The organism is Natronocella acetinitrilica, assembly GCF_024170285.1.
In the GTDB taxonomy this organism is placed as follows: Bacteria; Pseudomonadota; Gammaproteobacteria; order Nitrococcales; family Aquisalimonadaceae; genus Natronocella; species Natronocella acetinitrilica.
In genome coordinates this window covers 174565-193457 of the sequence record NZ_JALJXV010000004.1, presented here as the reverse complement: position 1 = coordinate 193457, position 18893 = coordinate 174565, and the positions used below count along the sequence as shown (strand labels likewise).

Sequence of the window (18893 nt, the reverse complement as noted above, 5' to 3'; positions counted from 1 at the left end):
TGATCCTTTTGTTTTATTTTTAATAAAACTAGGCGATGACAGGACGGGCGTCAAGAGGCATCTATCCGAGGGATTACCCTGAACTATCAGCGGCACCATCTGCTGCTGTGCACCATAGGTATAGTCAGTGAGTGAGCCAGATATTGGTAAGGCCGCACAGCGTGCGGTTGAGGAATTGCAGCGTCGGATACGATCCGGCCTGCTTGGAGAGGGCCAGCAGCTGCCCCCAGAGCGCGTGCTCTCCTCCGAGTTAGGGGTGGCAAGGAACACCCTGAGAAAGGCGCTTGCGCATCTTGAATCGAGCGGTGAAGTCACGCGACGAATTGGCTCCGGTACCTTCGTGAAGGCAAACGGCGCGATCGCCAATTCGACGCTGCCCAGCAAGATGCGTCACGCGAGTCCGGCGGAGCTGATGGAGGTACGACTCATTATCGAGCCTCAGGCCGCAGCGATGGCGGCAAGCCGTGCGTCTGCGGAAGACCTCAAAGCCATCGACTCGGCGCTAACCAGCAGCCTGATTGCAAAGAGCCTCGCCGAGTTCGAGCACTGGGACGCCCAATTGCACCTGCTGGTGTTCAAGGCAACCCGGAATTCCGTGCTGATCGATTACTGTCAGGCGATCAACGCGATTCGGAACGAACCGGAGTGGTATGCCCTCAAGAAACGAACGGTGAATCCAGATACCCGCCGCATCTATGACCGGCAGCACAGTGCCATCGTCTCGGCACTGCGGGAACGCGACCCGGACCGTGCCCGACGCTGCATGGCCGAGCACCTGGGAATGGTCCGGGATAACCTGATGGGCGCGATCTGAAAAGTGCGACGCAACCCGAGGCCGGCGGCGTGCTTTCCTGTTGCCCCTTGAACTCGGCTACCCGGTAGCCACATCCGGCCTTTCCAGCGCATGGTGTTCGAGACGGCGGATCTCGTCACGCAGGCGGCCGGCTTCTTCGAACTCCAGGTTTCGGGCGTGTTCGTACATGCGTTGCTCAAGCTGCTTGATCTGCTTCACCGCCTGCGCCGGGGTCATGCCGCGGTAGGCACCTGCTTCATCCGCCACCCGGCGCTTCTTGCCTCCCCTGGCCATGCCCCCGTCGCGCTCCATGACATCGGCGACAGCCTTGCTGATTCCCTTGGGCGTGATGCCGTGCTCGGTGTTGAAGGCAATCTGCTTGTCACGGCGGCGGGTGGTTTCATCCATGGCCCGCTGCATTGAGTCGGTGACCTTGTCCGCGTAGAGGATCGCCTTGCCCCGCAGGTTGCGCGCGGCACGGCCGATGGTCTGTATCAGCGAACGGTCCGAGCGCAGGAAGCCCTCCTTGTCGGCATCGAGAATCGCTACCAGCGACACCTCGGGGAGGTCCAAGCCCTCCCGCAGCAGGTTGATGCCAACCAGCACGTCGAACTCTCCCAACCTGAGGTCCCGAATGATCTCCATGCGCTCAACGGTATCGATGTCTGAGTGCAGATAGCGCACGCGGCAGCCGTTCTCCGACAGATACTCCGTCAGATCCTCGGCCATGCGCTTGGTCAGCGTGGTGACCAGAACGCGCTCGTTGCGCCCCACGCGATCGTTGACCTCCGAGAGCAGGTCATCCACCTGGGTGGTTGCCGGTCGCAGTTCCACCTCCGGATCGATCAGTCCGGTGGGACGAACCACCTGCTCCACCACCGCAGCGGCATTCTCCTTCTCGTAGGGGCCCGGAGTCGCCGACACAAATACCATCTGCGGCGCGATGGCCTCCCACTCGTCGAAGCGCAGCGGACGATTGTCCAGTGCCGACGGCAGGCGAAAGCCGTATTCCACCAGCGTTGTCTTGCGTGCCCGGTCGCCGCGGAACATCCCGCCAATTTGTGGCACCGTGACGTGGGATTCGTCGATGAACAGCAGGCAGTCGCTGGGCAGGTAGTCGAACAGCGTCGGTGGCGGCTCCCCCGGCTTGCGGCCGGACAAATAGCGGGAATAGTTCTCGATGCCGTTGCAGTAGCCAAGCTCCTGCATCATCTCGATGTCAAAGCGGGTGCGCTGCTCAAGCCGCTGCGCCTCCAGCAGGCGATCGTTTGAACGCAGTTCCTCAAGCCGTTCACGCAATTCGTCCTTGATCTGCTCGATGGCGTCGACAATGGTTCGCCGCGGGGTCACGTAGTGCGTCTTGGGGTAGATGGTCAACCGGGGCACCTTGCGATCCACCTCACCGGTCAGCGGATCGAACCAGCTCAGCGCCTCGATTTCATCATCGAACAGCTCGATACGCACGGCCTGCTCGTCGGATTCCGCAGGGAAGACGTCGATTACCTCGCCGCGGACCCGGTAGGTACCGCGCTTGAGTTCCATGTCATTGCGGGTGTATTGCAACTCGGCCAGCCTGCGCAGAATCTGCCGCTGATCCACCACATCCCCACGCACCAGGTGCAACACCATGGACAGGTAGGACTTGGGGTCACCCAGACCGTAGATCGACGAGACAGACGCCACGATGATGGTATCGGGCCGCTCGATGATGGCCTTGGTGGCGGACAGGCGCATTTGCTCGATGTGCTCGTTCACCGACGCGTCTTTCTCGATGAAGGTGTCGGATGCCGGCACATACGCTTCGGGCTGGTAATAGTCGTAGTACGAAACGAAATACTCCACCGCGTTGCGCGGGAAGAACTCACGCATTTCGCCGTAGAGCTGCGCGGCCAGCGTCTTGTTGGGCGCCAGCACCAGAGCGGGCCGCTGTTGCCGCTGAATGATATTGGCCATGGTGAAAGTCTTGCCGGAACCGGTCACCCCGAGCAGTGTCTGGCATCGGTGTCCGCCTTCCAACCCATCGATCAGGCCGGCAATGGCCTTGGGCTGATCACCAGCCGGCTCATAGTTCGACGCCATTTCGAATCGCTTGCTCATTGCTCACCTTGCGGCGGAAACCAACTCACCGCCATTTGCCATGCGTGCCCCGGCCGTGACCCCTGGGGTATGCTGAATCACCACGAAAACCATGACTCGACGCGCCGCCTGGCCAGATACGGGCGGCTGACGAACCTATCCGGGAGGTGCACTTGGACAGTCCGCTGTCGAAACGGGTTCAACGCGTGAAGCCTTCTCCTACCATCGCCGTCACGGCCCGCGCCGCCGAAATGCGCGCAGCCGGTAAGGATATCATCGGACTGAGTGCCGGCGAGCCGGATTTCGATACACCGGCGCACATCAAGCAGGCCGGCATCGACGCCATCCGCGCCGGACACACCAAGTACACAGCCGTGGACGGCACGCCTGATCTGAAGCAGGCGATCATCGCCAAACTGCGCCGCGATAACGATCTGGACTATACGGCGCGGGAGATTCTCGTCTCCGCTGGTGCCAAGCACAGCATCTACAACCTCATGGCCGCCGTGCTCGACGACGGCGACGAAGTGGTGATCCCGGCACCTTACTGGGTGTCCTATCCGGACATGACCAAGCTGTTCGACGCTGTGCCGGTGATTGTTGAAACCCACCAGCACAACCGTTTCAAGATGACGCCGGATCAGCTCGATGCAGCGCTCACCGATCGCAGCAAACTGCTGATGATCAACAGCCCCTGTAACCCCACCGGGACGGTCTACACCAAGGCCGATCTACTGGCCCTGGGCGAGGTGTTACAGGCCTATCCGCGCGTACTGGTGATGACCGATGACATCTATGAGCACATCATCTGGGCGGATGAGCCCTTCAGCAATCTCGTCAATGCCTGCCCTTCCCTGCGCGACCGCACGATGGTTGTGAATGGTGTTTCCAAGGGCTACGCCATGACCGGTTGGCGCATTGGCTACGCCGCGGGGCCGGAGGCCATCATCAGCGCAATGAAAAAAGTGCAGTCGCAGAGCACGTCAAACCCCTGCACCATTGCCCAGACCGCCGCCACCGCAGCCCTGCAGGGCGATCAATCCTGCATTGGCCCTATGCGTGAGGCCTACCGCGAACGACATGACTACGTGGTAGCCGCCCTGAATGCCATGCCCGGTGTGGATGCCCTGGCGGGGCTTGGGACCTTTTATAGTTTCCCCAATGTCGAGGGAGCCATTCGCAAGCTAGGCCTGGCTGATGACGTTGCACTGGCAGAGTACCTGATCAACGAGGCGCAGGTTGCCCTGGTGCCGGGGAGCGCCTTCGGGATGGGTGGACACCTGCGGGTGTCCTTCGCGACCAGCATGTGCACCCTGGAAAAGGCGATGCAGCGCCTGCACGCGGCACTAGCCTGATTCAGTTGACGCCATCGCGGCGATCTGTAGAATGTCGGGCGTTCCCAATCCCCGGTAGCTCAGTTGGTAGAGCAAGTGACTGTTAATCACTGGGTCGGCGGTTCGAGCCCGTCCCGGGGAGCCAGTTTAGTGAAAAAGCCCAGACACTTTCTGGGCTTTTTTATCGGCAGGAGTATGACTTACACCCCTCGGCCCGACCCACTCCAGCCCCACCTTCCTATTGCCGGTATTCGGAAATGATCCTGGCAACCGTGCCGTCGGCAATCAACTCATCAAGGACCGACTGCATGGCGTCGATGTGCTCCTGGGGCACCGCCTTGTTGCAGGCATAGCCCATCACCGCTTCGTCCAGCACGTAGACGTCAGCGTATTCGCTGGCATCGATGTCTTCCTGCTGCATCGTCCAACGGGCGGTATGGGCGTCATAGGCGATGAAATCAAACCGCTGCCCGCGCAACATACGCACCATGATGCGGGCGGAATCCGTGCGGATGATCGTACTCTCGGCCCCCTGCTGCACCAGCAGCTGGTCGCCGATATCGTCGCGCACGACACCGATGCGGTAGGGCGCCAGGTCGTCCACGCTATTGATCGCCGGCGCGCCATCACGGGCGCCCACCACGACAATGCTGACATCCACCAGCGGCTCGACGAAATTGAAGAGTTCCTGTCGCGGCTCGGTTACCGTGGTGGCGAACAGGCAGGTATTGGGGTCATCCTGGGCGATGCGGTAGCCCCGCGCCCAGGGCAGGATGGTGATGTCCGATGCCTGGCGCTCGACACCGAGCCGATCCCAGATTCGCTGCAACACATCAACGGATATCCCGGTGGGAATGCCCGTCTCGGGATCGGCATAGTTGTAGGGCGCATACTCTTCGCTCAACCACTGGATATCGTCCAGGGCTTGACCCTGTGCCGCGCCCAGCACTCCGCCCAGCAGGCATACCACAACGCCCCGCGCGCACCACTTCAAGACCCGCATCCATCTATCTCCCATGCCTATCCGCACTAACGCTGTTTGAGTATCACCAGAGTCAGGTCATCAAAGAGAACCTGACCACCAATATGTCGCTTGACGTCGCTGACGATGGCTTCCTTGATGTCTTCCGCTGCAAGCCGATGACACCGTCGCACGACATCGAGCAGTTGCTCCTGGCCATAGAGCCTGTTTTCTTCGTCGGCGGCCTCCGTGATGCCGTCGGTGTACAGCACAACCAGATCACCCGACCCCAGCGTGATGCTGGTCTCACCGACGAACTCGGCCATTTCCTCCACCAGACCGATCGGGAAACCCAGTTCGTCGGTGTCGATGACCTGTTCACTGCCATCAGCGCGTATGACGATGACGGTCTCATGCTGGCCGCTGATGCGCAGACGCCCACTCTCGCCATTGAGCGCCGGCGCTCGGTCGGAAACCGGCTGATAATCGAGCAGCGCCAGGGTGAGGTTCTTGCCCGAGCCCATGCGTTGCACGTTGTTGTAAATGATGTTGTTCAGCACCGCCATGACCCGGACGATGTCGGCCTCACCACTGGCCAGCATCGTGCGCACGGCGCTCTGGGTCATCAGCATGACCACCCCACTCTCAAGGCCATGGCCGGTCACATCACCGATGCCGATTCGAACACCGTCGGCATGACTGAGGATGTCGTAGTAGTCTCCACCCACCTCATCTGCCGCTTCCATGTAGGTTGCGATGTCCAGTGTGGAGATGGCCGCCAGCTCTTCCGCCGAGGGCAGGAGGATATGCTGAATGCGCCTGGAAACGTCAAGTTCGGCCCCCATGCGGACGTTCTCGTCACGGGCCTTGTCGCGCTGCTCCAGGCCTTGCTGGAAGGCCAGCATCAGCGCATCAAGGCTTTCCACGATGCGGCCGAGTTCATCGCGATCGTGGCCGCGAAAGCGCGGACGGGACCACGCTCCGGGGCGCGCCGGATCGATCCGTGAGATCGCGCTGTGCAGCCCGAGCAGCGGACGGGTGATCATGAAGTAGAAAATCAGCACCACCAGTGCCGAAATGATCAACGCCTTGGCGAGGCCTACCACGACGATGACCAGGCCCCGCTCCATGAAGCTGCTGGCTATTTCCGTTTCCGCCAGCGTCACACCCAGGGTGCCGACGTGCTCGCCACCGGCCCCCTCCGGTCCGTGGTAGAGGTTGATGCTGAAATCCGCCACGTCTCCAAACAGCCAGGTCACCAGGGGACCAGGTTCCTCGGCACCAGCGCGATCTCGCTCGGCGATTACGCCCCCGAAATCATCCAGCAGCAGAACACGCTGAATCTGGCGGTTGGCAAACAGCCCTTCCACCACCTGCTCTGCAAGCTCATCGTTGAACTGGTAGGCGGCCTCGGCGGCCGGGCCCCGCACCAGTTCGAGTGTTCCGTGGGACTGCTGACGGATTTCGCCGCGCATGGAGCGCCAGTCGGTCATCAGTTCGATGGCACCGGCAATCAAGCCAAGGACCAGAACGATAAGCAGCGTGGCCGCCGCCTGGCGAAAAGTGAGCCCGGCAGTAAACGGAATGGACTCACTCTCTCGCGCTGCCGACACCGGGGATCAGTCGAAGGTGAGTTCAAGCGCCGGCATGAGACGCTTGAGGTTATTGAGAGACTTGCCCTGCCAGGCGATCTCATTGGAGCCCCGTATGCGCAGGGCACAATCCTGATGATTACGCGCGCTGATCACGAACTTCGACAGTGTCGCGATTCCGGAGCTGTTGAGAAATTCGAGTTCCCGAAGATCAAGCGTCAGTTCAGAGCGATCGTGCAATGCCTGATCGAGCAGACTGGAGATGGGTGCGTACTCCGACAGCCCGTCAAGGCGCAGGGAACCCGCAAGGTGCACGCAATCGTTCTCGTGATCCAACCGGACCGCATACCCTTCACCGGAGACGATATTCATTGCTACTGGGTTGGTCGTCATATTCTGATCGTTACCTGTGTCGTGACGCGGAAGCCGGAATCCGCCAGCGCCTCGAAGCGCCAGGCCAGGTCGGCATCATAGTCGTTGATCATTGTCAGAAACCCCATGCCAGCGGTGCTCTCCGAGAGTGCGTTCTCCTCTAATTGTTGAACGTACAACTCTCCCGGGTCGCTGGTCTGCAACTGCTTCACAAATCCGCGAAGCCTTTCGACCTCGGCTGCTGCCGCGGCATTGGTCTCACGGAGCAGGATGACCTGCTTCTGCAGGTTCATGTCCACCGTGATGGGCTGCAGCGAGCGCTCATCATGGAATTTCATCGCATTCTCGAGCAATTCGTTGGCGATAAACCCCACCGCACCCCGGATTTCATTCTGCCGCCGACGCGTTGCGGGATCGGCGTCATCCAGGGGGAAGAACGTGGTGACGTAATCTCCGAGAAAATCTGCAGACAGGCCGTTGTTGCGCCAGCGCTGCTGGAGTGGGAGCGAGCCCGGCCAGAACGATAGATGCAGGCATTCCGCCTGCCGATCATGCTGCAACGGGTAAATCTCGCCGTAGTCTTCCACCATGCAATGCTTCTCCAGGGCGTCGCACGCGACGCCATCATGAAATCAGGTCATGGAGCGATCAATCGGCTGATACGATGCGGTTGCGACCCTGTTGCTTGGCGACATAGAGGCGTCGATCCACCTCGGCGAACAGCGCCGACTCGTTGTCGTTTGTCGGCATCATGGCCGCGGCGCCAATGCTCAGGGTAATGCGCCCCCAGGGCGAGTCCTCATGCGGTATTGCCAGCGACGCGAAGCCTGTCTGAATGCTTTCAGCGACACGTCTCACGCCAGTCGCGTCCGTATCCGGGAGCAGCACCACGAATTCCTCACCACCGTACCGGGCTATGAGATCCCCCTCCCGGTGCAATTCCTGGCGCAGCGCATCAGCGATCCTGACCAGACAGACGTCTCCGGCCTGATGCCCGTGCCGGTCATTGTATGACTTGAAGAAATCCACATCGCACAACAGCATGCCGATGCACTGCCGCCGACGCCGGCCCCGCGACCATTCCTTGGCCATGGTCTCGTCAAGCATGCGCCGGTTGGCCAGCCCGGTAAGTGGGTCGCTGCGGGCAATGTTTTCGGATTCGATGTAGCGACCGAGCCAGTGGAGGTCCATCTGATCGGAATGCTCGGTGATGGTCTGCAGGACGACCTCGAGATCACGGCTCTTCTGCGAGATTGTCGCGACCAGGTCGCGTAGCTGCTTTTCGATGGCGCGCCGCTCACGAACTTCGCTCATGAGCTGACGGTTGGCGAGGTCAAGTTGAGACTCTATTGCGTCGCCATGTTCAACGGCGGTTGTCAGGGCGATCTCTAGATCATCGCGCTCCTGCCGCAACTGATCGACGGTGTGGTTCAGCTCCGCAAGCGTCTGTTCAATGTCGAGCACTTTGACGTAGGGATCATTGACATCCATGGGTACGCCGCCGGTTTGGTGTCGACCAGCGCGCCTCGGCCCACCCGCGACTGCCCGTCAACCAGATCATTATAATTGGGTTCGGATGTCTGGATTCTCCACCACAGTCTGCCGCTGTGCAAGTGACGTGAGGGCGAACGCCCATCACGTCACACAGGCAGGCCTATTCCACGATAATCAGCTGCCGATTGGCATCAACCGTGGCCGGGCCAATGCCCGAAACCGCGGTCAGATCATCGGCTGTCGCGAAATCACCGTTGGCATCCCGATACTCGACAATGGCCTCGGCACGGGCGACACCCACACCAGACAACATCTGGGCGAGGGTCTCTGCATCGGCGGTGTTGATGTTGACGGGCTCCGGCCCGTCGGCAAGACCGACGTTGGCGAGCGGGAAAAACAGACAGACGGCGAGGAAAAGACGAAGTGCCATGCGTTGCATGTGAATCTCCTTTTTGGCTGTGACATCCATGCCGCCGGCACCTCCATGGCACCGGCATCGCCCGCGACTCCGCGCGGGTCTCTGAAATCTAACGACAAGCCGGGGAACTGTCAAAAAAAAGCAGGCAGGCTTTTCAGGCAGCCGATTGAAGCTCCGCAACGATGGCGGCGAGCGCGCTCTTCGGATCCGCCGCACGGGTGATGGGCCGGCCGACGACGAGATGGTTCGCACCAGCGGCAAGCGCCTCTGCAGGAGTAACTATCCTGGTCTGGTCATCTGCGCTGCTCCCCGACGGACGGATCCCTGGCGTCACCAGCACCGGCACCGAACCGAAACGCTCTCTCAAGAGCGCCGCCTCCCGGGCCGAGCAGACCACGCCGTCCAGTCCCGATGCGACAGCGAGGCCGGTCAGACGCTCCACCTGCTCGTCAATGCTCCCCACCACACCGGTTTCCGCGAGACTCTGTTGATCATGACTGGTCAGCACAGTCACGGCCGTCAGCAGTGGTGGTCGAGGAGTTCCCTGAATGGCGTCACGGGCCGCATCCATCATGCGCCGCCCACCGCAGGCGTGAACATCCACCATCCATACCCCGAGGCGCGCCGCGGCACGGCAGGCGCCAGCGACGGTATTGGGAATATCGTGATATTTGAGGTCGAGAAAAACGTCGAACCCCGAATCGATGCAGCGGCGCACGAGATCCGGGCCGCCAACACAGAAAAGCTCCTTGCCGATCTTGACGCGACAGGAGCCGGGGTCCAGCTGGCCAAGAAACGTCAGCGCCTGTGCGGGTTCGCTATAGTCCAGCGCCACAATGACCGGCGGCGTTTCGTTATGCGCAATGATCGCTATTCCCCTTCCACGCCGTGGATCGGTTTCACACTGGCCCAGTTTCGGCAACTCGGGCAGTGCCAATGCAGCGTGCGCCCGGTGAAACCGCAACGGCCACAGCGATAGACAGGCTTGTCACGCAGCAGCTCCGAGAACAGCCCGGCCAGCACATGCAGTTCATGTCCCGATGCATCCGGATCAGCCGACAGATTGAGCTCGATCAGCCGGTTCAGACCGCGCACCGACGGGCGACGGCTTAACTGTTCGGTCAGGTAACGAATCCCCGCGGCATCCCCTTCCCGCTGGCGAACCTGCTCGGCGAGCATGAGTATGAGCGATACGCCATCGTACTCGTGCTGAACAGACTGCAGGTAGGACACAAAATCCTCCTGCCGCCCCAGTGCCGCATAGCACTCGCCCATGGGGCCGAGCACTTCCGGCAGGTATTCCACGTCCTGATAGCGCACCCGCTGGTAGGCCCGCAAAGCCTGCTTGTAGTTACCGACGCCCTGTTCGAGTCGACCCTGCAGGATACTCGCCCGCACACAGTCAGGATCGGCGGTCAGGGCGCGCTTCAGCAGATTTCTTGCCTGATTCGGCTCCCCGGTCTTGATGGCATGCTCAACCTGCTCGCAGTAAAACTGGGCAATCATCGGTGCCATGGGGCGCCCGGTGCGCCCCTCGAGACGGGATGCTGCCTGAATGGCCCTATCCCACTCCTTCTCCTGCTGGTAGATGTCCAGCAGATGGCCCAGAGCCAGCTCCACGTGGACGTTGAGCTCAACCACTTCCTCGAAGAGGTTTTCTGCTCGATCCAGCAAGCCAGCCCGCAGGTAATCCTCGCCAAGGGCAAGCAACGCATAGGTACGCTGATCGCGACTCAGGCTGGGCCGCGCTATGAGATTCTGGTGTATCCGGATGGCCCGCTCCACTTCGCCGCGGCGTCGAAAGAGATTGCCCAGGGCCAGATGGGTCTCGGCGGTATCGGAGTCCACTTCGACCATGCGGGTGAAGACTTCGATTGCCTTGTCAGGCTGTTCATTGAGCAGGTAGTTCAAGCCCTGAAAATACTGGCCACGCAGCGGATCCTCCGCCGTGGCACGCCTGGAACGCGGCCCTGATTGCCGGGCAATCAGCCACCCGGATAGCGCCGCCACCGGCAGCAACAGCCAGAACAGCGGTTCCATGGCTCAGGGCTGATCCTTCAAGGGCAGGCGACGGAGTTCCTGCAGCTCCTTCTCGGCATCAGTCAGCTGTCGCCGTGTACGCCCGAGTTCCCGACGCCGCCCGACCATCACGGCACTGGCCGCAAACAGGCCCAGTAATGCGCCGACAATCAGGGTGATGACCAGAAGCAGGGACAATGGAAGAGTCACCGCACCGAAATAGAAATCCATCTCCGTGGGCGTGGCGTTGAGCAAAGCAAAGCTCAAACCAAAAAGAATGACGACCAGAATGGCTATGAGTAACAGGATGCGGCGCATAACTCACTCCGTCCTTGTTGCAGAGACGAAAACGGCGCGCCGGAGAGGCGCGCCGCTGCAAATGCGGAACTGTCAGGAGCCGGCGTCGCCTTCACCGTTAACCCGCATCCTGAGCTGCTTCCCCGGTTTGAAGTGTGGCACATATTTTCCAGGAAGGGCCACGGGATCTCCCGTCTTCGGATTGCGCCCGATCCGCGGCGGCCGGTGATGCAGCGAAAAACTCCCGAAACCGCGAATTTCTATGCGCCGCCCGGTTGAGAGCGCTTCACTCATATGTTCCAGCAGCGTCTTCACGGCCAACTCGACATCCTTGTAGGCGAGATGCTGCTGTTTGGCCGCAATCAGTTCGATCAACTCGGATTTTGTCATCGCGTTGTCTCGAAGCCTGCGGGCACACGGACGTGGTTTACGCGCCAGTGCACCGTTACCCGATAAGGAAGAGAGATGGCGGAGCCGATGCCCCTCGGCCCCGCCACGCACCCACTAGTCGTTCTTGTTGTCCATCTGCTCCTTGAGCAGATCGCCAAGAGCAGTGGTGCCTGCATTGCTGGGACGCGCATATTCCTGCACGGCCTTCGCCTCGTCCGCCACATCCTTGGCCTTGATGGAGAGGCTGATCGCGCGGTTCTTGCGGTCCACGCCGACAAACTTCGCCTCGACAGTTTCACCTTCGCGGATGTGCTGACGCACATCGTCGACGCGCTCACGAGCCACATCTGCGGCGCGCAGATGGCCATCGATACCGTCACCAAGATCGATCACCGCCAGCTTGGCATCGACCTCACGGGCAGTACCGGTGACGATGGAGCCCTTGGGATGATCCGCCATCCAGGACGAGAAGGGATCCTGCTCCAGCTGCTTGACGCCCAGGGAGATGCGCTCGCGTTCGGCGTCTACCGACAGAACAACCGCCTCGACCTCATCGCCCTTCTTGAAGTCGCGCACGGCCTCCTCGCCAGTGTCGTCCCAGGACAGGTCGGAGAGATGCACCAGCCCGTCGATGCCACCGTCGAGACCAACAAAGATGCCGAAGTCGGTGATGGACTTGATTGCACCGCTGACGCGATCGCCCTTGTTGAACGTGGTGGCAAACAACTCCCAGGGGTTCGCCTGGCACTGTTTGATGCCCAGGGAAATGCGACGACGCTCCTCGTCGATATCCAGGACCATGACCTCGACTTCGTCACCCACGGCAACCAGCTTGGCCGGATTGACGTTCTTGTTGGTCCAGTCCATTTCGGAGACGTGCACCAGACCTTCCACGCCCTCTTCGATTTCCACGAAGCAGCCGTAGTCGGTGATATTGGTGACCTTGCCGAAGACCCGGGTGTTCTCCGGATACCGGCGGGAAATGTTCTCCCACGGATCCTCGCCCAGTTGCTTCAGGCCAAGGGAAACGCGGTTGCGCTCGCGGTCGAACTTGAGCACCTTGACCTCGATCTCGTGGCCGACTTCCACCACTTCGGAGGGATGCTTCACCCGACGCCACGCCATATCGGTGATGTGCAGCAGACCGTCGATACCACCCAGGTCCACGAACGCACCGTAATCGGTGAGGTTCTTGACGATACCCTTGAGCACCTGGCCTTCCTGCAAGCGCTCCAGCAGGGCTTCCCGCTCGGCGCTGTACTCTTCTTCGACCACCGCTCGACGGGACACCACGACGTTATTGCGACGCTCGTCGAGCTTGATCACCTTGAATTCGAGCTCACGCCCTTCAAGGTAGCTGGTGTCACGCACGGGGCGGATATCCACCAACGAACCGGGCAGGAACGCACGAATATGCTTCAGATCAACAGTGAAGCCGCCCTTGACCTTGCCACTGATGATGCCGTTGACGGTGTCGCCGGATTCATATGCGGTCTCAAGGTGCTTCCAGGCATGAGCGCGCTTGGCCTTCTCGCGAGACAAGCGGGTTTCGCCGAAACCGTCTTCAACGGCATCCAGCGCGACTTCCACGTCATCGCCGACCTCGACTTCGAGTTCACCGGACTCACCGAAGAACTCGTTGACGGGAATAACGGCCTCTGACTTCAGGCCGGCATTGACCACCACATGTTCGCCCTGGATCGCCACCACTCTGCCGGTGACAATCGCGCCGGGGCGCATGTCCGTGCGGGCCAGGCTCTCTTCAAACAGTTGCGCAAAGCTTTCGCTCATGTGTTCATCGTTCCTGGACAGCAACCCAATGTCGCTGTCTGTGGTTGTTGGTTAAATACTCGAAAGCCATGCGCCTGTGGGCCCATGGCTTCCCCGGATCCTGCATTCAGGACTGATTGTGCGACGTCACCTGCGTCAGCAGGCGCATGACGCGATCGACCACCGTCTCAATGGAAGCACCCGTCGTATCGAGCACGACGGCATCCTCTGCGGGTATCAACGGCGCCACGGAACGCGACCTGTCGCGCTGATCACGTTCCGAGATCTCTTTTAAAAGATCGGCAAGATTACCACCGACCCCCTGTTCCTTCAACTGCTTATGGCGCCTGCGCGCCCGTTCCTCCACCGTGGCGGTGAGGAACACCTTGACCGTGGCGTCGGGGAAAACCACCGTACCCATATCACGGCCGTCGGCAATGAGGCCCGGCGGCGCACGAAACGCCCGCTGGCGGGCAAGCAAAGCCTGACGAACCGCTGGCACAACCGCCAGTTGCGAGGCAAGGTTGCCGGTCTGTTCTGCCCGCAATGCGCTGGTTATGTCGTCCCCGGCCAGCAAGACCCGCGGCTCGCCCCCTTCATCGGGTCGGAACTCAAGGGCGAGATCATGGGCCAGATCAACCAGTTCGGCTTCCTCGGCCACAGAGAGGCCCCGCCGGTCGGCGGCAACCGCCAGCGCACGATAGATAGCGCCACTGTCCAGCAAATGCCAGCCGGTCCGCGCCTGCACCAATCGACAGACCGTGCCCTTGCCCGAGCCACCCGGCCCATCCACGGTAAGCACCGGCGCTGGACTCATTCCGGTGACTGCTCCACGTGAATGCCGAGACCGGACTCCCGGGCCAGCCTTGGGAAGTCCGGAAACGAGGTGGATACATTGTTACAATCGCCGATGTCGATGTCTCCACTGGCGCGCAGCGCCGCCATGGAAAACGCCATGGCGATTCGGTGATCACCAAGACTCTGCACGGCCCCGCCCTGCAGACGGCCGCCATTGATGACCATGCCGTCCGGCGTTGGTTCGGCATCGATACCCAGGGTACGTAGACCGTCCGCCATGACGGCGATGCGATCGCTTTCCTTGACCCGCAGTTCCTCGGCACCAGTCAATATCGTGGTGCCGCTGGCGCAGGCGGCGGCAACGAACAATACCGGGAATTCGTCGATGGCCAGGGGCACAAGCCTTTCCGGAATGCGGATACCCCGGAGGTGGCTGGACTTGACCCGCAGATCCGCCACCGGCTCGCCGCCAACCTCGCGGCGATTGCGGATCTCGATGTCAGCCCCCATCAGCGAGAGTATGTCGAGCACGCCGGTGCGCGTGGGATTGATGCCGACATGTTCGAGGATGACCTCGGAGTCCTCGGCAATGCAGGCGCCGACAATAAAGAATGCCGCCGAAGAGATGTCACCCGGCACGTCGATATCGGTAGCCTGGAGTCCGTGACCGCCCTCCACGCCAACCCAGCCGCCATCGCGCAACACCGGATAGCCGAAACCCTCCAGCATGCGCTCTGTATGGTCGCGGGTCGGGGCTGGCTCGCGCACCCAGGTCTCGCCCGCGGCATACAGGCCGGCCAGCAGCAAACACGACTTCACCTGCGCACTGGCCACTGGCATGTCGTATCGAATCCCGTGCAGGCTCTGCCCACCATGAACCAGCAGGGGAGCGGTGCCGGCCTCGGTAGCGTGAATGAGCGCACCCATGGTGGCCAATGGCTCGGTTACCCGCCGCATGGGCCGGGAGGACAGCGACGTGTCACCTGTGAGTATGGAGTCGAAGGACTGTCCCGCCAGCAGGCCGCAGAGCAAACGCATCGAAGTGCCCGAGTTGCCCAGGTCCAGCGCGCCGGTGGGCGCTTGCAGGCCTCGCATACCAACCCCTTCAATGCGCACGCGACCGGCATCCGGACCGGAGATCTTCACCCCCATGGCCCGGAAGGCGGCCAGCGTCGCCAGGGCATCCGCACCTTCCAGGAAACCGCTGATGCGGGTTTCGCCCTCAGCCAGCGACCCCAGCATGATCGACCGATGGGAAACAGACTTGTCTCCAGGCACGCGGAAGCGCCCGCGCAGGCGTCCGCCGGGCGTCAACCTGAAAGTCTGGCTTTGCGACTTTTTCTCACTCACCTGCTCAACACTCCTACCGCTCCAGCATGTCGAGGAATCGCTGACGGGCGTCCCGCGCGTTGCTGAAACATGCGATCAACTGGTCACCATCCCGTTCTCGCACGGCATCCGTCAAAGTTGCCAGGGCCGCCGAATAACGCTCCAGCGCGACCACCACCGCATCGTGATTGGCAAGGCAGATATCCCGCCACATGGCAGGATCACTGGAGGCAATCCTGGTGAAATCACGAAAGCCTCCGGCAGCATACTGAAAGATCTCGTCACGATCCGACCACCGCGACAGCGTATCTACCAGACCGTAGGCCAGTACGTGCGGCAGATGAGAAGTGGCGGCCAGAACCTCGTCGTGGTGTTCCGGGGCCATGTCAGTCACCTCCGCGCCAGCGAGACGCCAGACCCGACGCACCAGTTGCAGAGCCTCCGGACGGGTCTCCGCCATCGGCGTGAGTATGACCCGACGACCACGATACAGATCGGGGAACGAGGCCTCGACGCCGCTCTTCTCCGTGCCGGCGATGGGGTGCCCGGGCACAAAGCGGTCCAGCGCACTCCCCAGTACAGCCCTGGCGTCTTCGATCACGCTGACCTTGGCGCTGCCCACGTCCGAGATGACCGTATCCGGCCCCAGCCCCGGCTCGATGGCCGCGAACACCTGGCGCATCGCACTCAGAGGTACAGCGACCAGCACCATGTCGGCACCGGCTACCGCCTCGACGGGGTCCGTTGCAAATGTATCGATCACCCCGAGGTCCATGCCGCGCTGCAGGTGGGCAACATTGCGCCCACAACCAACCACCTCACCCACCTGGCCGATCGCCCGCAGCGCCCGCGCCAGCGAGCCGCCGATCAGGCCGACTCCGATTACTGCAAGCCGCTTGACCGCAGGCGGGTTGTTGTCCTGCTCCACCATCAACGCGCAACCCGCGGGTAGGAACCCAGCACCCGGAACAGGGACGCCTGTTCGCGCATGGCGTCCAGGGCGCCACGTACCCTGTCGTCGTCGGCGTGACCCAGGAGGTCGATGAAGAACGCGTATTCCCAGACGCCCTGCTTCGATGGGCGGGCATCAAGGCGGGTCATGTTGATACCGTGATCCGACAACGGCTGAAGCAATCGCACCAGGCCACCGGGTTGATCAATTCGCGACACGACCAGAGACGTCTTGTCGTCGCCAGTGGGCGGTGGCGATTGCCGCCCGATCACGAGGAAGCGGGTCGTGTTGCCGCTGTTGTCCTCGATGCCTTCCACGAGCAGGTGCAGGTCATACATTTCCGCCGCCGCCTCGCTGGCAATGGCGGCTGCGCTGGTCTCGCTCGCAGCGAGCCTTGCGGCCTCGGCGGTACTGCTCACCGTCACCCGCTCTGCCGTGGGCAGGTTGACGTCAAGCCAGGTACGGCACTGGGCGAGACCCTGGGGGTGGGAGTAGACCCGCTTGATGGTCTTGGCCGACGGTTCACGGCTCACCAGGTGATGCTGAATCCGCAACTCAACCTCACCCACGATCTGCAGCGGACTGTTCAGGAAGCAGTCGAGGGTGTGATTCACTACACCTTCGGTGGAATTCTCCACCGGCACTACGCCATAGTGCATGTCGCCGGACTCGACTTCCTTGAACACCGTATCGATGGACGCCAGCGGCTGTAACTGCACCTCGTGACCGAACTGCTTGATGGCCGCAGCCTGGGTGAAGGTGCCTTCCGGCCCGAGAAAGCCGATGCGCAGCGGCTGCTGCAGCGCGAGACAGGCGGACATGATTTCCCGGAAAAGGCGGGTCACCGTCTCGTCGGACAAGGGCCCCTGATTCAGGCCCTGCAGGCGCCGGAGAACCTGTTGCTCTCGCTCCGGGCGGTAGAAGTCCGCCTGCTCGCCGGCCTCGCGCTTGATACGCGCCACGTCCTGCGCCAGCCTGCCCCGCTCATTGACCAGCCGCAGGATATCCGTGTCCAGCGCATCGATCCGGTCCCGAACCTGCCGGAGTTTGTCCTGATCCGTCATGCCGCTTCGCCCCGCCACACCGTCACCATCAGCGCACGTGCGCCTCAACCAGAAAGCCTAGCGAATGACACGCACCGCCAGAACACCCTCGATCCCGCGCAGATCCTCGATGACGCCAGCGGGAATCTCGCCTTCCACGTCGACCAGAGTGTAGGCCAGATCACCGCGAGACTTGTTGTACATGTCGTCGATATTGAGGCCCGCAGAGGCCAGCGCCGTGGAGATCTGACCCAGCATGTTCGGTACATTGGAGTTGACCAGGGACAGCCGATCACCCTTGCCACCCCGGGGCATGACCACTTCCGGGAAGTTCACGGAATTGCGCACATTGCCATTCTCCAGGTAATCCCGGATCTGGTCGGCCACCAGCACCGCACAGTTCTCTTCTGCCTCACGAGTCGAGGCACCCAGATGAGGCAGTGTGATGCAGCGCGGGTGTTGTCGCGTCAGATTGGTGGGAAAGTCGTTGACGTAGGCACTCAGATGCCCTTCATCCAGTGCCGCGATCGCGGCCTCATCGTCGATGATGCCGGCGCGAGAGAAGTTCAGCACCACACCACCGGCTGGCATCATGCGCAGGCGATCGCCATTGATCAGGTTTCGCGTGTGGTCGTTGATCGGCACATGGACGCTAATGAAATCGGACTGGCCCACCACCTCATCAACCGTATGAGCCTGCCGCACGTCGCTCTCCAGCTCCCAGGCCCGGCCAACGGTGATGCCCGGGTCAAAGCCCACCACGTTCATGCCCAGGGCGCTTGCCGCATTGGCAACCTTGACGCCGATAGCGCCGAGGCCGATGACACCCAGGGTGCGGCCCGGCAGCTCGAACCCGACAAACTGTTTCTTGCCGGCCTCCACCTGGCTGTTCAGCGAAGCGTCATCGCCCTCCAGCGATCGGGTGTAGTCCCAGGCCTGGCAGATGTTGCGGGCCGCGAGGAACATGCCGGCCAGCACCAGTTCCTTGACTGCATTGGCGTTGGCGCCCGGCGCGTTGAACACCGCCACGCCGCGCTGGCTCATGGCTTCAACAGGAATGTTATTCACCCCGGCTCCAGCCCGCCCAATGGCTACCACGGTTTCCGGTACAACCATGTCGTGCATCTTGAAGGAACGCACCAGGACGGCGTCGGGATGGCCGATCTCCGAGGCGACCTCGTAACGATCGCGGGGCAGCCGGTCCAGACCCTTGACGGAGATGTTGTTCAGCGTCTGTATCTTGTACATCGGTTTC

At 61.6% G+C, this 18893-nt stretch carries 19 protein-coding genes and 1 tRNA gene; 3 read left to right on the top strand and 17 right to left on the bottom strand.

What is annotated here, in order from left to right; all coding sequences use genetic code 11:
* The first annotated feature begins 127 nt into the window (after nt 1-127).
* A complete protein-coding gene (locus J2T57_RS22415; protein ID WP_253477256.1) occupies nt 128-814 on the top strand; it encodes a FadR/GntR family transcriptional regulator in 687 nt (228 codons plus the stop codon).
* A 57-nt stretch (nt 815-871) separates the two neighbouring features.
* On the opposite strand, the gene uvrB is transcribed toward J2T57_RS22415, so the two are convergent.
* On the bottom strand, nt 872-2890 hold the full coding sequence (gene uvrB / locus J2T57_RS09655) for an excinuclease ABC subunit UvrB (RefSeq protein WP_253477253.1): 2019 nt from the start codon (nt 2888-2890) through the stop codon (nt 872-874).
* A gap of 152 nt (nt 2891-3042) precedes the next feature.
* On the opposite strand from uvrB, the gene J2T57_RS09650 reads away from it, so the two are divergent.
* Together J2T57_RS09650 and J2T57_RS09645 are read left to right on the top strand one after the other, a co-directional pair.
* Nucleotides 3043-4224 (top strand): pyridoxal phosphate-dependent aminotransferase, encoded by a 1182-nt coding sequence (locus tag J2T57_RS09650; RefSeq protein WP_253477250.1) that lies wholly within the window; start codon nt 3043-3045, stop codon nt 4222-4224.
* A 48-nt stretch (nt 4225-4272) separates the two neighbouring features.
* Nucleotides 4273-4348: transfer RNA gene (locus J2T57_RS09645), tRNA-Asn, on the top strand.
* 93 nt (nt 4349-4441) lie between these two features.
* Here the strand turns inward: J2T57_RS09645 and J2T57_RS09640 are convergent.
* From J2T57_RS09640 to J2T57_RS09565, 16 genes are all read right to left on the bottom strand, one after another.
* The gene (locus tag J2T57_RS09640; protein ID WP_253477248.1) at nt 4442-5206 is read right to left on the bottom strand and encodes a substrate-binding periplasmic protein; all 765 of its coding nucleotides are present in this window, start codon (nt 5204-5206) and stop codon (nt 4442-4444) included.
* Nucleotides 5207-5232: 26 nt separating this feature from the next.
* On the bottom strand, nt 5233-6777 hold the full coding sequence (locus J2T57_RS22410) for a PP2C family protein-serine/threonine phosphatase (protein WP_253477246.1): 1545 nt from the start codon (nt 6775-6777) through the stop codon (nt 5233-5235).
* Between the two features lie 6 nt (nt 6778-6783).
* Complete coding sequence (locus J2T57_RS09630; RefSeq protein ID WP_253477244.1) at nt 6784-7149, bottom strand: slr1659 superfamily regulator; 366 nt, start codon at nt 7147-7149, stop codon at nt 6784-6786.
* Entirely contained in the window at nt 7146-7718 is a 573-nt protein-coding gene (locus tag J2T57_RS09625) for a slr1658 family protein (protein ID WP_253477241.1), read from the bottom strand. Before J2T57_RS09625 ends, J2T57_RS09630 begins: the two co-directional genes overlap by 4 nt.
* A 58-nt stretch (nt 7719-7776) precedes the next feature.
* The gene (locus J2T57_RS09620; RefSeq protein WP_253477240.1) at nt 7777-8619 is read right to left on the bottom strand and encodes a diguanylate cyclase; all 843 of its coding nucleotides are present in this window, start codon (nt 8617-8619) and stop codon (nt 7777-7779) included.
* Between the two features lie 163 nt (nt 8620-8782).
* On the bottom strand, nt 8783-9061 hold the full coding sequence (locus J2T57_RS09615; RefSeq protein WP_366519086.1) for a ComEA family DNA-binding protein: 279 nt from the start codon (nt 9059-9061) through the stop codon (nt 8783-8785).
* 133 nt (nt 9062-9194) lie between these two features.
* Nucleotides 9195-9905, bottom strand: a complete 711-nt coding sequence (gene pyrF / locus J2T57_RS09610) for an orotidine-5'-phosphate decarboxylase (protein ID WP_436262690.1) — start codon at nt 9903-9905, stop codon at nt 9195-9197.
* Between the two features lie 5 nt (nt 9906-9910).
* Complete coding sequence (lapB, locus tag J2T57_RS09605; RefSeq protein WP_253477236.1) at nt 9911-11080, bottom strand: lipopolysaccharide assembly protein LapB; 1170 nt, start codon at nt 11078-11080, stop codon at nt 9911-9913.
* A 3-nt stretch (nt 11081-11083) separates the two neighbouring features.
* Entirely contained in the window at nt 11084-11377 is a 294-nt protein-coding gene (locus J2T57_RS09600) for a LapA family protein (protein ID WP_253477234.1), read from the bottom strand.
* A gap of 72 nt (nt 11378-11449) precedes the next feature.
* Complete coding sequence (locus J2T57_RS09595; protein WP_301289307.1) at nt 11450-11794, bottom strand: integration host factor subunit beta; 345 nt, start codon at nt 11792-11794, stop codon at nt 11450-11452.
* A 66-nt stretch (nt 11795-11860) separates the two neighbouring features.
* Nucleotides 11861-13537, bottom strand: coding sequence for a 30S ribosomal protein S1 (gene rpsA, locus J2T57_RS09590; protein ID WP_253477230.1), 1677 nt, complete (start codon nt 13535-13537; stop codon nt 11861-11863).
* Nucleotides 13538-13643: 106 nt separating this feature from the next.
* On the bottom strand, nt 13644-14333 hold the full coding sequence (gene cmk / locus J2T57_RS09585; protein WP_253477228.1) for a (d)CMP kinase: 690 nt from the start codon (nt 14331-14333) through the stop codon (nt 13644-13646).
* Complete coding sequence (aroA, locus tag J2T57_RS09580) at nt 14330-15664, bottom strand: 3-phosphoshikimate 1-carboxyvinyltransferase (protein ID WP_253477227.1); 1335 nt, start codon at nt 15662-15664, stop codon at nt 14330-14332. The genes cmk and aroA overlap by 4 nt, the downstream gene beginning before the upstream one ends.
* A gap of 13 nt (nt 15665-15677) precedes the next feature.
* On the bottom strand, nt 15678-16574 hold the full coding sequence (locus J2T57_RS09575; protein ID WP_253477226.1) for a prephenate dehydrogenase: 897 nt from the start codon (nt 16572-16574) through the stop codon (nt 15678-15680).
* Complete coding sequence (gene pheA, locus J2T57_RS09570) at nt 16574-17659, bottom strand: prephenate dehydratase (protein ID WP_253477224.1); 1086 nt, start codon at nt 17657-17659, stop codon at nt 16574-16576. Before pheA ends, J2T57_RS09575 begins: the two co-directional genes overlap by 1 nt.
* Nucleotides 17660-17716: 57 nt before the next feature.
* Nucleotides 17717-18886, bottom strand: coding sequence for a phosphoglycerate dehydrogenase (locus tag J2T57_RS09565; RefSeq protein ID WP_253477221.1), 1170 nt, complete (start codon nt 18884-18886; stop codon nt 17717-17719).
* Nucleotides 18887-18893 lie beyond the last annotated feature (7 nt).